Origin of the sequence: Polaribacter sp. IC073, assembly GCF_007997075.1 — a bacterium.
In the GTDB taxonomy this organism is placed as follows: domain Bacteria; phylum Bacteroidota; class Bacteroidia; order Flavobacteriales; family Flavobacteriaceae; genus Polaribacter.
In genome coordinates this window covers 160864-179365 of sequence record NZ_VORS01000003.1, presented here as the reverse complement: position 1 = coordinate 179365, position 18502 = coordinate 160864, and the positions used below count along the sequence as shown (strand labels likewise).

The following is an 18502-nucleotide window of genomic DNA, read 5'->3' as shown; positions in this document are numbered from 1 at the left end:
CACAAAAAAACATGACTGAATTTATAAGAAAGATATTGCCCAATGCAAAAGATGACGTTCTTGCAGGAATAACCGTTTCGCTAGCAATGATACCCGAAGTGGTTGCTTTTGCTTTTGTGGCACAAATTAGTCCAATAGTAGCGTTATTTGGTGCTTTTGTAGTAGGAATTATTTCAGCAGTATTTGGTGGAAGACCAGGATTAATTTCTGGAGCAGCAGGAGCTGTAGCTGTTATTTTTGTAAACATGATACAAGAAGGACACGCAAAAGGGTTGTTATTTGATACTCCGGTAGAGAATATGGGGTACTTTTATCTCTTAGCCGCCGTTGTTCTAATGGGAATTATACAGATTTTTGCAGGGGTATTTAAACTCGGTAAATTTGTGCGTTTAATTCCGCATCCTGTAATGATGGGATTCGTAAACGGACTAGCCATCGTTATTTTTATGGCGCAATTAGGCATGTTCAAAGAGAATAAGAAAGATTTCTTCGGACAAAATATGCGTAAAACCGAATCGAAAGACTTGGTGTATAAGGTCTCAGATAATCAAGTAAAAGACATCGCTTCCAATACGGTGTTGTTTACTATTGAAGGCAAATCTGTTATAAATAGTAATACCAACGAAGCAGTGTTTGTGGTGTCAGAGGGGCAAGTCTTTGATGCAAAAACTAAAAAAGTAGTCTACAATGTTTCCGAAGAAGGATTCTACGCTGTAAAAGATACCGGTGTTGTAAAATCTTCTATGCAAGGAGAAACCTTATATGTAATGATTGGTTTGGTGTTGTTAACCATGTTAATTGTTTGGGGTTTGCCCAAATTAACTACAAAAATACCAGCGGCTTTAACCGCCATTTTAATTGTTACCTTAATCTCTATCTTTAGTGGCTTAAGTTCTATTAATGTAGGCGATTTTATTAGAGATGGGGGCGGAGCAGGTTTAAACGGAATTGCAGAACTTTCTAAGAACTTAAACGTTTTAGAATTATGGAGCAACCTTCCTTTTAATTTAGATACCTTACAATTTATTGCGCCGTATGCATTCTTAGCAGCATCGGTTGGGTTGATAGAAACGTTAATGACCATGAATTTGGTAGATGAATTAACAGAGTCTAGAGGAAACGGAAACAAAGAATGTGTTGCACAAGGTGCAGGTAATATTGTAAGTGGTATGTTTTGGGGTACTGGTGGTTGTGGTATGATTGGGCAAACAGTTATAAATATTAATGCTGGCGGACGTGGCCGTTTGTCTGGTGTCATGATGGCGTTAACGCTACTTACCTTTATCTTATTTGCAGATAAATACATAGAGCAAGTGCCTATTGCAGCACTTGTTGGTGTCATGTTTATGATGGTTATTGAAACATTTGCGTGGTCTAGTTTTAGAATTTTAAAGAAAATACCATTGTCAGATGCATTGGTATTAATCATTGTGTCTGCAGTAACCGTTTTCTTTGATTTGGCAATTGCAGTATTTGTAGGGGTTATTATTTCTGCCTTATCTTTTGCTTGGGCAAGTGCAAAGAAAATTAGAGCTAGAAAGCGTTTTAAAGCAGACGGAACAAAGGTTTACGAAATCTGGGGGCCGTTGTTCTTTGGAAGTATTACCGATTTTAATGAAAAGTTTGAGATTAAAACAGACCCAGAAAATATTGAGATCGATTTTGTAGAAGCGCGTGTTTCAGATCATTCTGCTATTGAAGCCATTTATGCTTTGGTAGAAAAATACCAAGCTGCTGGTAAAAAGGTAACGCTAAAACATTTAAGTGAAGATTGTAAAGTGTTATTGTACAAAGCGTCTCCTATTTTTACAGGCATTATAGAAGAAGGAATCGATGATCCTCGCTACCACCTAGCAGCAAACCCAGAGAAATTTCCGAAACCTTTAGGGGAATATAAGTTTTAGGGGAAGATTTATTTTATCAAAAATGAATGTTTTTGATTGCTTTTATTCCTGAATAGAATGAAATGAATTCTTTATCATTTAAAGATTCTTCATATAGTGCTGCAATGAGATAATTTCTTATTGCAGCATTACTATTTTTACCTCTTTCATTTCCTAAATGAACACCCTTTTTATATATTGCGAATAAGGTTTGTGACTCGTTTGTTATTTTAAACACATTTTTTTGTTATTTTGAATTATCCAATAGAAAGTTTGGCAGCATCTTTCCATAAATAATGTGGCATTGGCTCATTCAATTCCCAGTTGATACTCATTGGTTTAGAGCCATAATGATCTTTTAGATTACCTTCTCCTATAAATACATATCCTAATGTTTTACCAAATTCATTGTTAGCCTTTTCTCTAACAAATAATAAAATTCGTTTTTCGTTTTCTTTATGTTTAATATATGATAATCCTTTTCCCTTGTCTGGTCTTGACTGATTTTGAGTCTGCCAATGAAATAACGAAGCACTAACTGCGTAGTCGTCGTACATGGTCGTTGGAGAAAAATTTTCTTCAGTTTTGATAAGATTGATAAACAATACTTCAGTATTTAATTTTTTGTTTTCAACAGTACCTTCCATACTTAGATATTTATTTTCAAAACTACTAAATCTAAATGCTGATAAAATTTGGTCTCGGGTATAGCGACTGTGTAGCTTTAGAGGCTGTTCATAAGAAAGTTTAATAGGTATTTCTTTAAAATCAATTTTCTCTATTAATATTTCTAATACTTCTTTTATTTCTTCAACTAAAATAGTGTTTGCTCCTATTTGTTCAATGCTTTTTTCTATTGAATCAAAACCACCTTCTTTTTTCCAAACATCATAATGCAACATTAAAAGCATTATTCTTTCATTTTCATTTAATTCAGAGATATTTATTTTAAAATTTAGATTCGCAATCTTTAATATGAAAGAGAAATAGCTTAATGAATTTGTTGAAAACCATTTATTAGAAATTGCCGAAACTATTTGTTTTTCATTTTCAGAATTAAAATCTTCTATTTTTCCTGCTAATTGACATAGACGCTTCCAACTTCCTCTTTTATAAATAGATTGCAATGGAATATTATAAAACTTACTAAAGTTACTAATTGTTAAAGGTAAATTAGTGTCGTGCTGAAAACCTTTGATTTTATTAATCAACTTGCTTTTATTCAAAGATGTTGCTGATGCAATGTTTTTAAGAATAGTTTCTTTTGTCTTTTTTTCTAAGATTATAGAACATCCTAAAGGGAGGTGAGGAAAATCGTCTTCAATTTCTTTTAAAACAGTGGTGTTTGTTTTACCAATTAAGGCTCTAAATTTACTTTCAAAATTGTATTCAGGTTTAGAATTTCCCACAAAATCTAAAACGGTTAAACAATCTTTAGATTCATGTAGTCTTAAGCCTCTTCCTAATTGTTGTAGAAAGACCGTTAGACTTTCTGTAGGTCTTAAAAAAAGAACTGTGTCAATTTCAGGAATATCTATACCTTCATTAAACATATCAACAACAAAAAGGTAATTGATTTCTTTTTTTTCTAGTTTTTGACGAATTGAGACTCTATCTGTGCTATTTTTACTTGTAAGATAATCTGCTTTTAATCCAAATAAGGTGAATTTTTCTGCCATGAACTTGGCATGTTCCATTGATACGCAATAACCTAAAGTACTTATATCATTTATGTCTTTAGTGTATTTTTCTAAAGCGTCAATTATTTCTCGAACCCTTCTATCATTTCCTGTATACAAGTTGGTTAACTCACTAGCAACATATTTACCTCTTACCCAATTAACATTAGTTAAATCTACGCTATCGGTAATTCCAAAATATTGAAAAGGACAAAGTAATTTTCTATTCATCGCTTCAGGTAATCTTATTTCTGCAGCAATTTTGTTGTCAAAATCTTCTAAAATATCGCCACCATCCATTCGTTCTGGCGTTGCGGTAAGCCCAAGAAGTATTTTCGGCTTAAAATAATTGATTACTTCTCTATAACTGTTTGCTGTTTGGTGATGGCATTCGTCAATTATAATATAATCATAAAAATCAGATGCTAGATTGAAGTTCTTAAATTGATTATTTACAGTTTGGACTGAAGCGAAAACAACATCAAAATTATCAGGAACTTTTCCTCCAACCCATAGTTCTCCAATATTATTGTTTTTTAAGACACCTTGAAAAGTATAAAGCGATTTTTTAATTATTTCTTCTCTATGAGCAAGAAATAGTAGTTTTGAAGACTTATTATTTTGTTTAAACTGTTTATAATCAAATGCAGAAATCACAGTTTTTCCAGTTCCTGTTGCTGCAACAATAAGGTTCCTAAATCTATTGTGTACTGTCCTTTCTACTTCTAACTTTTCTAATACTTCATTTTGATACGGAAATGGTTTGATATCGAAAATAACAGTGTTGTTGTCATAAGGTTTACTGAACTTACTTTGTTTTAAAGCATTTTGAAGTTTTTCTTTATGGATAGAATCATCAAATAACTCGAAATCATCACTTTGCCAATAAGCATCAAATGTTTTCTGAAATTTATCAATTATGTGGCTAACTTCTTTTGTTGTTACTTTTAAATTCCATTCTAAACCATCTGTTAATGCAGACCTAGAGAAATTAGAAGAACCTATATAAGCAGTGTGAAACCCTGTGTTTCTATAAAATAAATATGCTTTTGCGTGTAATCGTTCGTTTGAAGTGTTGTAAGATATTTTAACTTCAGTATTTGGAAGCTTTGAAAGCAATTGTATTGCTTTATAATCTGTTGCACCAATATATGTTGTCGTTATTACTTTTAATTTACCACCACGTTCAGTGAATTCTCTTAATTCTTTTTCTAGAATAATTATTCCTTTAAATTTTATAAAAGAGACTAATAGATTAATTTGATTAGAAGAAAGAATCTCTTTTTTAAGTTCACTTTCTAATGATAAACCTCCATTTCCACCAGTAAATAATTCACTTTGTGTTAACCTTGTGTAGGGTGTTATTTCTTTTAAGTGAAGGTCTAAGTTTGTGAAATGAGCGTCTGTTTTAGAAAAGACAGCTTTTAGAATCTCACCTTCAATACTTACTAAATCATCATCAAACTCTTGTTTGTCTAGTTCTTTTTTTAGCAATTTAATTATTCTATTAGCAATTTTAATTTGTTCATCTACTTTATTTTTTCCTATAATATCAAAAGCTTGCTTTATAGTCCTTGCTAGATGTTTTGAGAGAACATTCGAAGCTTCTTCCTTATCAATTAAGTTTTTCTTTAAATAAAATTTATCATTGTCAAGAGTTTCTAACTTTTCAGATACAAGTTGGGTAATTAACTCTTCGTAAATTCCTTGATTCATAATGTTAAAAATTCTTTTAAAATTGGTAAATCGGCTTCTGCCCAATCTAATTTAAGTAATTCTTCTGTATTGGCTAGAAGGTAATTGGCATGTTCTCTTAGTTTTAATTCGCCGGAAAGATACTTAGCAGTAAAGGGAATTAATTTAATCTTGAAGTCTGGGTATTGGTGAGTTACGGGAGTTAGTCTTTCTTTTATTTCAATAAAAATATTTAATTCTTCAAATATTTCTCTTTTAATACAATCAATTTCAGATTCATCAGGTTCAATCTTTCCTCCTGCAAATTCCCACTTTAAAGGAAGTTTCATTGTTTGGCTTCTTTGAACAGCTAAGATTTTATCATCAAAATGAATGATTGCACAAGTAACAGTAATTATTTTATTTTTCAATTTTATTTTCTTATAGCTCTACTAAAGTAAAAAATTATTTCTAAACAAGTGTCTTATTTTTCAACTTTTAATCCACCCATAAATCAATCAAAGACAAACCTTCCACAAGTTCTTCCGTTTCACTAAAGATTGCAGAAATTTTCCCACAAATAATTTGGCAGCTATAACACTTTATCTACAAAAGCAAGATTTATAGCTCCGTTTTTTAATGGAGTTCTAATAATTAAAAAATACAGACACAATAACTTAGTAGCACACTTCTTTAGCAAACCTCAGTAACTTTTTTAGCAAAGTACCTGTAGTTTTAGAACAGACTTCAGTAACTATTTTATAAAAATACTAGTATACTACAATAAATATACTAGTATATATTTACAAGAGTACTAGTATAAATAATAGTAAAATGTAGTATTTTTACAGAGAAGGGTTTTAAGAGCTTAAAGACGAGATAATTTCTAAGTTTTATAAATATACAAAAAAAAGTACATAGTTATGGCATTACGTTATAGGATAACCAAAAGAACTAATAGTATAAAAAATAAAGAGGAACAGTACATTTTACAAGCGGTAAATACGGGTACTATAGATTTAGATACTTTAAGTGAAAGCATAAGTAATGAATGTACGTTGCATGAAGTAGATGTAAAAGCAGTATTAATGGCTTTGGGTAAAAAGTTAGACCATTATTTAAGTGAAGGTAAAATTGTAGATTTAGGAGATGTTGGTAAATTTAAAATGGGTTTTAGTGGTATTGCTGCTACTGCACCAGAAGCATTAAGTGTAAATGAGAATATTAAGAAATTTCATATTAATTACCAACCCTCTCTTAAAATGAAAAGAAAGTTAAAGGCGGGTATTACTACTTATAAAGAAGGGAGTAGGAGTGTTTAATTATTCTTAAATACACCTACTCCTTTATAGTATAATCTAAACCATCCCCAAATCTGCCAAAGGCAAACTTCGCACACGTTCTCCTGTCGCATTAAAAATAGCATTGCAAATGGCAGGTGCCATTACAGGAACTCCGGGTTCCCCAACACCCGTTGGCGGTTCTTTCATTGCGTCTACAATATGAATATGAATCTTTGGCGCGTCTTTCATTCTTGTCATTTGATAATCGAAGAAATTGTGTTGCTCCACAGCGCCGTTTTTGGTAGATATTTTACCATACAAAGCCAAAGACATCCCAAAAATGGCAGCACCTTCTAACTGATTTTTAATATTGTCTTTGTTTAAAGCCAAACCACAATCGATGGTCGTCCAAATATTTTCGACTTTTACTTTCTTGTCAACTACAGAAACTTCTACAATAGTGGCTACATAACTGTAAAAACTATAATGAATGGCAACACCAAAACCATGGTTTTTAGTAGGTTTCACACCCCAATTTGCCATTTTAGCCGTGGCAGTTAAAACATTTTTAAAACGCTTAGAATTAAAAGGAAATTCTGACTTCCCTGTAAGAATGCGATCTTTTCCAATCAGCTCTAAGCGAAATTGTACCGGATCTTTTTGTGCTGCAAATGCCAACTCGTCTACAAAAGAATTGATGCCAAAACCACTATGAATATGAACTACAGAACGCAACCAACCAATTCTTAAGTTTGCTTCTGCTTTTACACTTTCGAGTCTAAAATTTTCTAAATCATACGGATTGTTGATAAAACCTTGCCCAAGTTCGAAGCCAGAGGCGTAGTCAGACAATGGTTTAAATGACGACACAATAGAAGGAAAGCCAACTCTTTGCAACCAACCAGTAACTTTTCCGCTGCTGTCTAAACCCCCTTTTAAATATTGCGCACTTGTGGCATGGTAAAAACTATGTTGTACATCATCTTCACGCGTCCAAACTACTTGTACCGGTGCATTTATCTTCTTAGAAATGGCAACCGCTTCTACCACAAAATCAGATTTTGACTTTCGACCAAATCCGCCCCCTAAAAAAGGAACGTTTACAATAATATGTTCTATCGGAATTTCAAAAAAATGTGCCAATTCGCTTCTTGCTGTTTGAGGATCTTGCACAGGCGCCCAAACTTCTATTTTATCTCCTTGAAACCAAGCAGTGGCATTGGGCACTTCCATTGGTGCATGTACTAAAAAAGGAACGTGATAGGTTGCTGCTACCGTTTTTTCTGCAGCATTAAAAGCAGTCGTTACATTGCCTCGACTCCCAGGAACTAATTTACCGGTTTTGTGTACCCGTTCTGTGAGTGTTTTTTTGAATGCTTCGGTATCAAAAGAGGCATTTTCGCCTTTATCCCATTCAATAGCTAAGGCTAATTTTCCTTGAAAAGCAGCCCAGGTATTGTTGGCAATTACGGCAACGCCACCTAACATCCCAAAGAATTTTCCTGTTGGCGGAATCAGTCTTGGCATTTCATAAATGGCTTCTACACCCGCAACCTTTGCTGCCTTGTCTTTCTTAAAACTTTTTACGGTACCAAATGTTACGGGACATCTTGCAATGGCGGCAAACTTCATATTTGGTATGCGAACATCAATTCCGTAGGTTGCTGTACCGTGTGTAAAGTCGTCTAAATCGACACTCTTTAATGTTTTTCCGATGAATTTAAAATCTTCCACTTTTTTTAGTTGGATGGTTTCTTCTGCAGGAACTTCGTCCTGAGAAGCAGCTTCCACCAAATCTCCAAAGAATATTTTTTCATTTGTATTTTTATTGATGATGTGATGATTTTCTGCTTTACAAGCGGTTTCTGCAACATTCCATTTTTTTGCAGCGGCAGTAATCAGCATCCTTTTTGCAGCAGCGCCCATTCTACGCATCGGTGCTAATTTTGTTCTTACACTTCGAGAACCATCCGTATTCTGATTGCCGTATTTCTCATGACCGATTGCTTGTTTTACAGAAACATATTGCCAATCGGCTTCTAATTCGTCTGCAATAGCAGATGCCAAAGAGGTTCTAATGCCTTGTCCCATTTCCGAACGTGACGCAATTAAGGTCACGTTTCCGTTTTTTTCTAAATGGACAAATAAATTGGGCGCAAAATAATCTTGATCTATGGCAGGTTTAAATTTCTTTTCTACTGTGGTAGCGGTGCAGCCCAAAAGAATGCCACCAGAAGCCAAACCAAATAACTTTACAAAATCTCTTCTGTCTATTTTCTGAATCTTGCTCATACTGTTTCGTTTTTAAGTGCAACTGCTTTGTGAATGGCTTTTTTAATTCTTGTGTAGGTGCCGCACCTACAGATATTAGCACTCATAACATTGTCTATCTCTTTATCGGTAGGGTTTGCTGTGGCATCGAGTAGGGAAGTAGCAGCAATTAACTGTCCCGATTGGCAGTAACCACATTGCGGTACGTTTCCGTCATTCCAAGCTTGTCTAAGAAATTCTAAGTTTTCAGAACTTCCTTCAATTGTGAAAATTTCTTTTCCAACTGCAGCTGCAACTGGGATGCCGCAAGATTTTGTGAGATTGCCGTCTATGAGCACAGAGCATGCGCCACATTGGCTTACACCACAACCAAATTTGGTTCCTGTTAAGCCTACAATGTCTCTAATAGTCCACAATAAAGGCATGTCTTTTGGTACTTGAACTGCGTACGGTTTTCCGTTAATTGATAAGGTTGTTTTCACTTGTAGAAGTTTTGAAACTACAAGTTACGAATAAAATGATTTTAATAGATTTTTTTAACTTTTAATGTGCTCGATACCATTCCGATAAAAATCGAAATTTTATGAACTGTTTAGGGGTTTTATCATTTTAATAAAGAGGTGGTTTTAGTAACTTTGTACCACTTCGTAAAATGCGTGTTTAAAAACTAAAACAGAATACAAACAGGCATTGGTGCCGCAACTTCAGCTACAAAAGTTAATTTTCCTGTGGTGGCATCTCGTTTAAAAGAAATGATGTTATTGGTGTCTTGATTGGCAACTACAAGAAATGCTTCATCTGGTGACAAAGAAAAATTACGTGGATTTTTACCTAAAACCGATTGGTAACCTACCGTTGTTAAAGTTCCGTTTTCTGAATTCACCTTAAAAATAGCGATTGTATCATGTCCGCGATTAGACGTGTATAAGAATTTACCATCTTTAGAAAGATGAATGTCTGCGGCACTGCTAGTCCCTGTAAAATCATTTGGTACTGTAGCAATGGAAGTTTCTACAAAATAGGTGTCCTTTTTTTCTTTTACAAGAGAAACCGTATTGTTTAATTCATTTAAAACATAGATCCATTTAGTATTTGGGTGAAATGCGAGGTGTCTTGGGCCAGCACCTGCAGCCATTTTTAACTTTTTTTGATCTGTAAAAACAAGTTCCTTTTTGGTGGTGTCAAGGGTAGAAAACCACAATTCATTCGTTCCTAAATCGGCAGAAATAATTTCATCTTTTGCAGGGTGAAACCAAGCAGAATGCGCATGTGGCGTTTTTTGATTTGCTGTAGTTCCTTTACCAACGTGCTGTTGCACAAAAGAAAGTGGTGCAATTTCACCCTTTTCATTCGCTTTTAACAAACCGATATTTCCGCCCGTATAATTTGCAGTAAGGAGGTAATTGTCTTCATTAACGGCAATAAAACAAGGAGCTGCACCACCACTTTCTTGTCTACTTAAGAACTTTAAAGTATCTTTTTTAATTGCGTACGAACTAATAAAACCGGTTCCGTTTTCATTGGTTTCTGTAACAGCAAAAAGTGTTTTTTCATCTTTCGATTTTGCTAAAAAACTAGGATTTGTAATGGCAGCAACCAGCCCTAAATTCTGCAATGTTCCTTCTTTAGAAAGTGCATACTTATAAATACCTTTACTGTCTTTTTTAGTATAGGTGCCTACGTAGAAAAGACTGTCTTCTACTGTTTTTTGAGTTGTTGTTTGGCATCCGAAGAAAAGGCATGCGAAAAGCGTAAGCGCTAAATATTTCATAAATTAAAAGAGTTTAAAAATGGGTAAGTGTAAATGAGCAGGCTCATAATGCGGTGATTTTTTGTAAACAAAATCTAACTGAGCTCTTGGGTTCTTTGCAAAAGAGGCGTCGTTTTTAAGTTTTTCATCAAATTGCTTTTTAATTTCTGGGTTTTCTGCCAAAAAAGTTTCGGCAATATCTTCGAAAACATAGGCAGAATAGCCTTCTTTTTTTTGCAAGATGGTGTCGAAAAAATTCCAATTGAAAAAGGAATCTGTAGCTTCTGCTTCTAACGTTTCTAACAGGTAACGCACCCCATTTTGATTGGTAGGAATCAATAAATCGCCCGCGCTAAAAGTAACTTCTTTGATGGTTCTAGAAACTTCGGTATTGTAATGCAGATAATGCCCTTCATAAGCAGCGCTTCTTGTTTTGTAAGCGGCAATGTGTTGCACTTCTACAGTGATGGTGGTGTCGTTTTTAAAACGTGTAAATTCAATTTTATTATTCTTTAAGCGAGCTACAATTGTATGCCAACCTTGTGGTAAAATGTAGGCATTCGGAATGGTAATTTCTTTATCGGCTATAAAATTATTGTAGTAGTTGGTTTCCTTTTCAAAAGGTTTTGAGGTGTCATAAAACAAACGCGCTCCAGAAGTCACTTTACTTTGAATGGTGGTTGCTTCGTATCCTTTAAAATTTAAAGTTGTTGGGTTTTCTTTATCAACGGTATAAGAAATAGGATAGGTTTGCTTCGCCATAATTTCTGCCACCGCTTTTGCACGAAGCTTTTTTATGGTTTCTGAGTTTTCTTCTGTAAAATCGATGGCAGAAAGCATCAATTCATAGGTTTGTGCTACTCTAACTTTATAGGGTTTTAGCATGTGTGTCTCCACCATCATTCCTAAGGTATTAAATAGGGTTGTGTACCCTGTAGAGTATCTTGGCGAATCGAAAAACTGAGAAAATCCTGCTTCTGGTGTACTGCCCCAAACATTTACATACGGTGTAATAATAATGTCTTTTTTTAACAAAGACTTTTCAATTTGAGGACGCATTTCGGTTTCTATAAAGTTCCCTAAAGTTCCACCTAATTTATTGTGCTGTGTAAATAAATGGGTAATGGCATATTGATAATCTGCGCCATTGCTCACATGATTGTCTATAAAAATAGCTGGATTGACAGCGTGAAAAATTTCAGCAAAAGCGGCCGCATTTTTAGAGTCTTGTTTGATGAAATCTCTATTTAAATCGAAATTTCTAGCGTTTCCTCTAAATCCGTATTCCAGTGGCCCGTTTTGGTTGGTTCTTGTGTGTGAGTTTCTGTTTAAAGCGCCACCAACATTGTACACAGGAATTACTGCAATTAAAGAGTTTTTATATTTTTCTTGAAGAGAATCACTTTGTACAATGTCTCTTAAGAGTAGCATCGAAGCATCAATTCCGTCAGATTCTCCGGGATGAATTCCGTTATTTATTAAAATTCTGTTTTTTGTTGAATTGGTAATTTCATCAATATTAAAAATACCTTCTCTGTTGTACACCACTAAATGCAAAGGTTCCCCGGCATCTGTTTGTCCGAATGAAAACAAAGAAATTTGCGAATATGCTTCGGCTAATTGTTGGTAATAGGAGATAATGTCTTTGTATTCTGGTGTTTCTTTGCCTTTAGATTTTTCGAATTGTGTAGTAAAATCTATTGTGTTTTTTGATGATTTATCACAAGAAAAGACCATTAAAAGGAGGGGTAAAAGTAAAAGTTTTTTCATAAAGCAGCTTATTTTACACGTACGGGTTTAGGAACTAATTTGGTGTAATCTCCATTGTTTCGAATCACATCTCTTACAATAGAAGATGAAATATAAGACGTGCTTGCGGCTGTTAGCAGAAAGACCGTTTCTATCGGTGCTAAATCTCTATTTGTATGCGCAATGGCTTTTTCAAACTCAAAATCGGAAGGGTTTCTAAGTCCTCTTAAAATAAAATCTACATTATTTTCTTGACAGAAATGTACCGTTAAACCTTCATACGCCACTACTTTTACTTTAGGGTTGTCTTTAAAACAAGCCTTTATAAAGTTCTTTCGCTCTTCTAAAGTGAACATGTATTTTTTATCTGCATTGATACCAATTGCAATAATTAGTTCGTCGAAAAGGGTAATGCCTCTTTCTATAATATCGAAATGACCTAGTGTTATGGGATCAAATGACCCTGGGAAAATTGCTCTTTTCATATTTTTAAAATTTGATGTTTTCGTTTTTTTTTATTCACGGAAAACGAAAATTGATTAGAATTCTCTTGCGAAGTCCTCTTAAAATAATTTAGTGTATAATTCTTGTCTCAAAAAGGGCGCTATACAAGAGCAGCCTCAATTGCGCTGTCAAATAAAGCTGCTAAAGAAATGCCTGCTGCTTTTGCTTGTTGTGGCAAAATGCTGTTTTCTGTTAAACCAGGCACCGTATTTATTTCTAAAAAATAAGGTTCATCATTTACAAAAATATATTCCGATCTAGAAAAACCAGACATGTTTAAAACTTTATAGACTCTTTTTGCAATTTTTACAACCTTTTCTTGTTGCGTTTTTGAAATTCTTGCGGGTGTAATTTCTTGTGATTTTCCTTCATATTTTGCTTCATAGTCAAAGAAATCATTTTCGGAAACAATTTCTGTAAGTGGCAATACCTTTGTTTCTCCTTTGTATTGAATCACACCAACAGAAACTTCTGTGCCGTCTAAAAAAGATTCAATTAAAATTTCTGAATCTTCTTTGTATGCAACTTCAATTGCGGGTAAAATAGCTTCTTTGGTGTGTGCTTTCGAAATTCCGTAGCTAGAACCGGCATTGTTTGGTTTGATAAAACAAGGCAAGCCAACTTTAGCAACAATCTTATCAAGATCTATAGCATCTCCTTTATTTAAGTATATCGAAGTAGCCGCTTTAATGCCGTATGCTTTTACAGCACTTAAAGTATCTCTCTTATTAAACGTTAATGCCATTTGATAAAATGGGGCAGAGGTATGCTTTAAATTGATAAGATCTAGGTAGGCTAATATTTGTCCGTTTTCTCCTGGCGTGCCATGAATTGCGTTAAAAACACAGTCGAAAGTGATTTTTACCTCATTTTTAATGAAAGAGAAATCATTTTTATCAATTAAATATTCATTTTCAGCAGCATCTAAAGCAACCCACTTTTCCTTTAAAATTAAGACTCTAAAAGAGGTGTACTTTTCTTTGTTTAGATGGTTGTAGACTACATTTCCGCTTTTTATTGAAATGTTTACTTCGGATGAATAACCCCCCATTATGATGGCAATATTTTTCTTCATTTTTCTAAAAATAATAAAACAAATTTATCAAAATATAAATAGAAATAGCACCGTTTAGTTTTTATATCTTTGTGTGATTAAAAAAATGATTATGAGTGGGATTCAATTTTTAAAAAGTAAAACTTTTTTTGTTCAAATAGCAATTGCTATTGTTGGTTTATTATTGTTTGTATTTGGGTTAAAATTTTGGTTAGGAGTCACTACAAATCACAACCAAAAAATACAAGTACCAGATTTGCAAAAATTATCTTTAGATGAGGTTGATAGGAAATTAAAGGAGTTACATTTAGAATTTAAAATAATTGATAGCGCAAGTTACAATCCAGATTATCCTAAAAAATCTGTGATAGAACAAACCCCAGAAGCAGGAGATTTTGTGAAAGAAAAGCGTAAAATATACCTTACTTTAAATCCGTCTAAATACAGAGACATTACGATGCCAGATTTAAACGGACGAACAAAAAGGCAAGCATCCTCTCAATTGCGAGCAATGGGCTTAAATGTTGGGACAAACGTTACTTTTGTAAATGACATTGGTAAAGATGTTGTGAGAGGTTTGCGTTTTAAAGGAAAAATAATAAACGAAGGAGACCAATTGCCACTAAATTCTATAGTAGATTTGGTTTTAGGTGATGGAAAAGGACGTTAAAATTAGTTGATATAAAGTAAGTGCGCAATTTTAAGTTGCCGCTAGAGTGAATAATAACAGTAATTTAGAAGAACCATTTTGCAAGAAAATCAGAACCAAGATTTAGAGAAGGAAGAATTGTACGAACACCATAATTTTGTAGCAACTGAAGGACAAGAGCCTTTGCGTGTAGATAAATTTTTAATGAATTTTATTGAAAATGCTACCAGAAGTAAACTACAACAAGCTGCAAAAGCAGGAAATGTTTTGGTAAATGATGTTGCTGTAAAATCGAATTATAAAGTAAAACCACAGGATGTTGTTAGAGTTGTTTTAGCCTATCCACCCGCAGAAAATTTATTAGTTGCAGAAGACATTCCTTTAGATATTGTTTATGAAGATGAGGCTGTAATTGTAGTAAATAAGCCTGCAGGAATGGTGGTACATCCAGGGCACGGAAACTATTCTGGTACTTTGGTAAACGGTTTAATTCATCACATAGAAAATTTACCTACAAATTCTAATGAAAGACCAGGTTTGGTGCATAGAATTGATAAAGATACGAGCGGATTGTTGGTGGTTGCAAAGACAGAGTCTGCAATGGCGAATTTATCACGTCAGTTTTTCGACAGAACTACAGAGCGTTTGTATTATGCGTTGGTGTGGGGAAATGTAGAGGAAGATGAAGGCACCATCGAAGGAAATATCGGTAGAAGTTTAAAAAATCGTTTGCAAATGGCTGTTTTTCCAGATGGTGATTTTGGGAAACATGCCGTTACCCATTATAAAGTTTTAGAAAGACTTACCTATGTAACTTTAGTACAATGCAAGTTAGAAACGGGTAGAACACACCAAATTAGAGCACACTTTAAGTATATTGGACACACCCTTTTTAATGATGAGCGATATGGGGGCGATGACATTTTAAAAGGAACCACTTTTACCAAATACAAGCAGTTTGTAAACAACTGTTTTAAAGTGTTGCCAAGACAAGCATTACACGCAAAAACATTAGGATTTACACATCCTACCACCGGAGAATTTATGCGTTTTAATTCTGAAGTTCCTCAAGACATTACAGATTGTTTAGAGAAATGGAGAACGTATTCAGAAAACTCTAAAGATGTAGAAGTACAGTAACCTATTCATTTTTATGCCAACGATTGATAAAACAATGGCTGGCATAAAAAATGAAATTAGTTGCTTCTTTTAATCATTTTCATAAAGTCTTAACCTGTTTTTAAGGGAGGTTACTTCATTTTTCAATTCTTTTTCTTTGTTTAAAAGGTTTAAAACGACGTCTATACCTTCTAAATTTACATGCAATTCATTGTAAAGCCTAATGATTTTTTCGAGATTGCCAATTTGTTCTTGATTTATAAATTGTTCTTGCTCGATAATTTCAATTTGAATGAGCCCCATTTGGTTTAAAGTAGCTACAAATGATATTTCAATATTGTAATGAGTACAAAGGGTTTGTGCTGCTATTAGATGTTCTTGTCTCATTTTGTTTTGATTTTTTGAAGTTCTTTAAATAACGCTATTTCTTCCTTACTTAAATCTGTAGGCATTGCGATATGGTACGTAATTATCAAATCGCCAAATTTCTCTTCATTTTTATAAACAGGAAAACCTTTTCCTTTTAATTTTACTTTGGTTTCGTTTTTTGTTTCTGGTTTTATTTGAAGCTTCACTTTACCATTAAAGGTGTCAATAGTTGCTTCTCCTCCTAAAATAGACGTGTATAAATCTAACGTTATTTTTTGATACAAATCGTTGCCAACTCTTTTAAACTCGGTATCGTTGTCGATAACAAATTTTAGATACAAATCTCCATTCGGACCGCCATTTGCGCCCTTGTCTCCTTTGCCTTTAATTTTTATAACTTGTCCGTTTTCTACACCTGCCGGAACAGTTAACCTTATTTTTTTACCATTAACCGTTAAAACTTGCTGATGCGAGGTGTAAACGTCTTTAAGTTTTAAGTGTAATTCTGCATTAAAATCCTGACCTTTAAATCTCGGACGTTGTCTTTGCCTAGAAGAACCGCTTGCGCCTCCAAACATAGATTCAAAAAAGTCTGAATATGCATCTTCAGAAAACCCTTGCTGACCAGATTGATTTTGAGATTGGTGTTGCCTTTGTTGCTGATTTTGGGCTTGTTGGTATTCCGCACCATGTTTCCAGTTTTTACCATACGTATCGTATTTCTTGCGATTTTCTGGGTCACTTAAAACTTGATTTGCCTCATTAATATTTTTGAAATTTAATTCAGCATCCTTATTATCCGGATTTATATCGGGGTGAAACTTCCGAGCAAGCTTGCGATACGCCGTTTTAATTTCTTTGTTCGTTGCATTTTTAGAAATGCCTAAAGTTTTATAATAATCTATAAATGCCATTATCTAGGTTTATTTTTTATGGATACCTTACTTGTAAACGGTTATCACTCTAATACTAAAAAAAATACAGACAAGTGTTTTAAAGTTGAGGTGCTTAGCTAAGTTAAGATTTCTAAGTTAAAAAACAAGCCAAACCCCTTTTTACTTTGCCTCAAATGAACTTAACAACAACCAGAACCGGGTTCACAAGAAGTGCCTTTGGCTACCGCAGCAAAAGCAAGCTTTGGTTTTTCTGCTGGAATTCCGCACGCATCTAAAGCCAAACAAGCGGTAATCTTAGGAGTTAATAAAAAATGAGTGCCGTTAAAATCTAAACCGAATTTACCAATGGTTTCTTTTCCTTGATACTCTACTTCAATGTCTAAATCATCAAATTGAAACCTTTTTTCAGAAAGCGCTATGATGTTCGTTAATTTCTCTGGATGCAATCTGTGGTCATAATCATTTTCTTCCCACAGTTGAAAATTAATAACTGCTTCACTTCTCACTTTACCCCCACAATCTATAAATTCTTTGGTTACTTTACCAACTTCTGTAACGTGAAAGTGAGGTTTTACCATTTCTCCATTTGGCAATTGAAACCCTATTTTTTCTAAACTTTTTAAGTGATTTTTGATTTCTGATAATTTCATAATTTTATTTTTTTAGCAACAGTTTGCTGTTGCGTTTGTATTAAAAAATAGGGTTAAAGTGTTTTTTACCTTTCCCCAGTTTTCTTGATCGATACAGTAACAAACACTTGTGCCTTCTATAGTACCTTTTATGATACCTACTTTTTTAAGCTCTTTGAGGTGCTGAGAAATGGTTGGTTGTGCCAAACCAATCTCTTTGACTAAGTCTCCACAAACACACGTTTTTAGTTTTATTAAAAACTCTAAAATTGCAATTCTTGCAGGATGCCCTAATACCTTAGCAATGGCCGCAATTTCATTTTGCTGTTCCGTAAATATTTCTGACTTGGTCAACCCCATTTTAATTTGTTTATTGCAATATTACGATTAATGCATGGAAGCGCAATGCGCCATCTCTTTTTTAACTTAATTTTTATAGAGTGAAGAAAGTTTTTGAAGCTAGAACTCTAAATACAAAACATCGTTTATCCTTGTTTCTGTATCGGAAATAGGGAAGTCATAAGAAGCTATTTTTTTAAACCCTGCTTTTTTATAAAAAGCAAGAGCTCTGTCGTTTTTTATCCAAACGTACAACCAAATGCCTTTTTGGTTTTGTTGTTTTACCAACGCTAAATTATGCTGAAACAATTCTTTCCCTAAACCCAAGCCGTAAAATTCTTCTACTAAATACAAACGTTCCATTTTTGTAATGTTTGCACCGTTTATATTTTCGTTTTTATGATTGATAATTATTTTTGAAAAACCAGCCAAAGCACCATCAGCATATATTAAGTTGTATTGATAATCAGGATTTGTAATTTCCTTTATCAAGTTCTCTTCACTAAAACTGTTCTCTAAGTAGGCCTTCATAATTTCTTTAGGAATTACTTCTTTATGAGGCGTAAAAAAAGCTTTTTTACCAACTTCAGAGAGTGCTTTTACATCTTTGATGTTTGCTTCTATTATATAAGACATGTGGTGTTATTTTATTAT

The 18502-nt window shown here is 33.8% G+C and carries 17 protein-coding genes; 4 read left to right on the top strand and 13 right to left on the bottom strand.

Annotated elements, in window-relative coordinates; genetic code table 11:
- The first annotated feature begins 11 nt into the window (after window positions 1-11).
- Window positions 12-1904 (top strand): SulP family inorganic anion transporter, encoded by a 1893-nt coding sequence (locus ES045_RS06060; RefSeq protein ID WP_147113971.1) that lies wholly within the window; start codon window positions 12-14, stop codon window positions 1902-1904.
- Window positions 1905-2140: 236 nt separating this feature from the next.
- On the opposite strand, the gene ES045_RS06055 is transcribed toward ES045_RS06060, so the two are convergent.
- Window positions 2141-5278: a DEAD/DEAH box helicase gene (locus tag ES045_RS06055; RefSeq protein WP_147113968.1), complete on the bottom strand. Its 3138-nt coding sequence runs from the start codon at window positions 5276-5278 to the stop codon at window positions 2141-2143.
- Window positions 5275-5667, bottom strand: a complete 393-nt coding sequence (locus tag ES045_RS06050; protein ID WP_223267193.1) for a (deoxy)nucleoside triphosphate pyrophosphohydrolase — start codon at window positions 5665-5667, stop codon at window positions 5275-5277. Before ES045_RS06050 ends, ES045_RS06055 begins: the two co-directional genes overlap by 4 nt.
- 492 nt (window positions 5668-6159) lie before the next feature.
- Here ES045_RS06050 and ES045_RS06045 point away from each other — a divergent pair, with 492 nt between their 5' ends.
- Complete coding sequence (locus tag ES045_RS06045) at window positions 6160-6558, top strand: DNA-binding protein (RefSeq protein WP_147113965.1); 399 nt, start codon at window positions 6160-6162, stop codon at window positions 6556-6558.
- A 36-nt stretch (window positions 6559-6594) separates the two neighbouring features.
- Here ES045_RS06045 and ES045_RS06040 read toward each other — a convergent pair whose 3' ends face one another.
- The 6 genes from ES045_RS06040 to ES045_RS06015 form a co-directional block, all read right to left on the bottom strand.
- Window positions 6595-8811 carry a xanthine dehydrogenase family protein molybdopterin-binding subunit gene (locus tag ES045_RS06040; protein WP_147113962.1) on the bottom strand — a complete coding sequence of 739 codons (2217 nt, stop codon included), beginning with the start codon at window positions 8809-8811 and terminating at the stop codon, window positions 6595-6597.
- A complete protein-coding gene (locus tag ES045_RS06035) occupies window positions 8808-9272 on the bottom strand; it encodes a (2Fe-2S)-binding protein (protein ID WP_223267192.1) in 465 nt (154 codons plus the stop codon). The genes ES045_RS06040 and ES045_RS06035 overlap by 4 nt, the downstream gene beginning before the upstream one ends.
- Window positions 9273-9457: 185 nt before the next feature.
- Window positions 9458-10561: a lactonase family protein gene (locus ES045_RS06030; RefSeq protein ID WP_147113959.1), complete on the bottom strand. Its 1104-nt coding sequence runs from the start codon at window positions 10559-10561 to the stop codon at window positions 9458-9460.
- A gap of 3 nt (window positions 10562-10564) precedes the next feature.
- Entirely contained in the window at window positions 10565-12310 is a 1746-nt protein-coding gene (locus ES045_RS06025) for a M14 family metallopeptidase (protein ID WP_147113955.1), read from the bottom strand.
- Between the two features lie 8 nt (window positions 12311-12318).
- Complete coding sequence (coaD, locus tag ES045_RS06020) at window positions 12319-12774, bottom strand: pantetheine-phosphate adenylyltransferase (protein WP_147113953.1); 456 nt, start codon at window positions 12772-12774, stop codon at window positions 12319-12321.
- Between the two features lie 119 nt (window positions 12775-12893).
- Window positions 12894-13868, bottom strand: a complete 975-nt coding sequence (locus tag ES045_RS06015; protein ID WP_147113950.1) for a D-alanine--D-alanine ligase — start codon at window positions 13866-13868, stop codon at window positions 12894-12896.
- A 91-nt stretch (window positions 13869-13959) separates the two neighbouring features.
- Between ES045_RS06015 and ES045_RS06010 the strand changes: the two genes are divergently transcribed.
- Both ES045_RS06010 and ES045_RS06005 read left to right on the top strand, forming a co-directional pair.
- Window positions 13960-14517, top strand: a complete 558-nt coding sequence (locus tag ES045_RS06010) for a PASTA domain-containing protein (protein WP_147113945.1) — start codon at window positions 13960-13962, stop codon at window positions 14515-14517.
- A 78-nt stretch (window positions 14518-14595) separates the two neighbouring features.
- The gene (locus tag ES045_RS06005; RefSeq protein ID WP_147113941.1) at window positions 14596-15636 is read left to right on the top strand and encodes an RluA family pseudouridine synthase; all 1041 of its coding nucleotides are present in this window, start codon (window positions 14596-14598) and stop codon (window positions 15634-15636) included.
- A 69-nt stretch (window positions 15637-15705) separates the two neighbouring features.
- Here the strand turns inward: ES045_RS06005 and ES045_RS06000 are convergent, their stop codons facing one another.
- The 5 genes from ES045_RS06000 to ES045_RS05980 form a co-directional block, all read right to left on the bottom strand.
- Window positions 15706-16002, bottom strand: coding sequence for a chaperone modulator CbpM (locus ES045_RS06000; protein WP_147113938.1), 297 nt, complete (start codon window positions 16000-16002; stop codon window positions 15706-15708).
- Window positions 15999-16898, bottom strand: coding sequence for a DnaJ C-terminal domain-containing protein (locus tag ES045_RS05995; protein WP_147113933.1), 900 nt, complete (start codon window positions 16896-16898; stop codon window positions 15999-16001). Before ES045_RS05995 ends, ES045_RS06000 begins: the two co-directional genes overlap by 4 nt.
- Window positions 16899-17059: 161 nt before the next feature.
- Window positions 17060-17530 (bottom strand): DUF6428 family protein, encoded by a 471-nt coding sequence (locus ES045_RS05990; RefSeq protein ID WP_147113929.1) that lies wholly within the window; start codon window positions 17528-17530, stop codon window positions 17060-17062.
- 12 nt (window positions 17531-17542) lie between these two features.
- Window positions 17543-17869, bottom strand: coding sequence for an ArsR/SmtB family transcription factor (locus ES045_RS05985; RefSeq protein WP_147113923.1), 327 nt, complete (start codon window positions 17867-17869; stop codon window positions 17543-17545).
- 99 nt (window positions 17870-17968) lie between these two features.
- Window positions 17969-18484: a GNAT family N-acetyltransferase gene (locus ES045_RS05980; protein WP_147113916.1), complete on the bottom strand. Its 516-nt coding sequence runs from the start codon at window positions 18482-18484 to the stop codon at window positions 17969-17971.
- Window positions 18485-18502 lie beyond the last annotated feature (18 nt).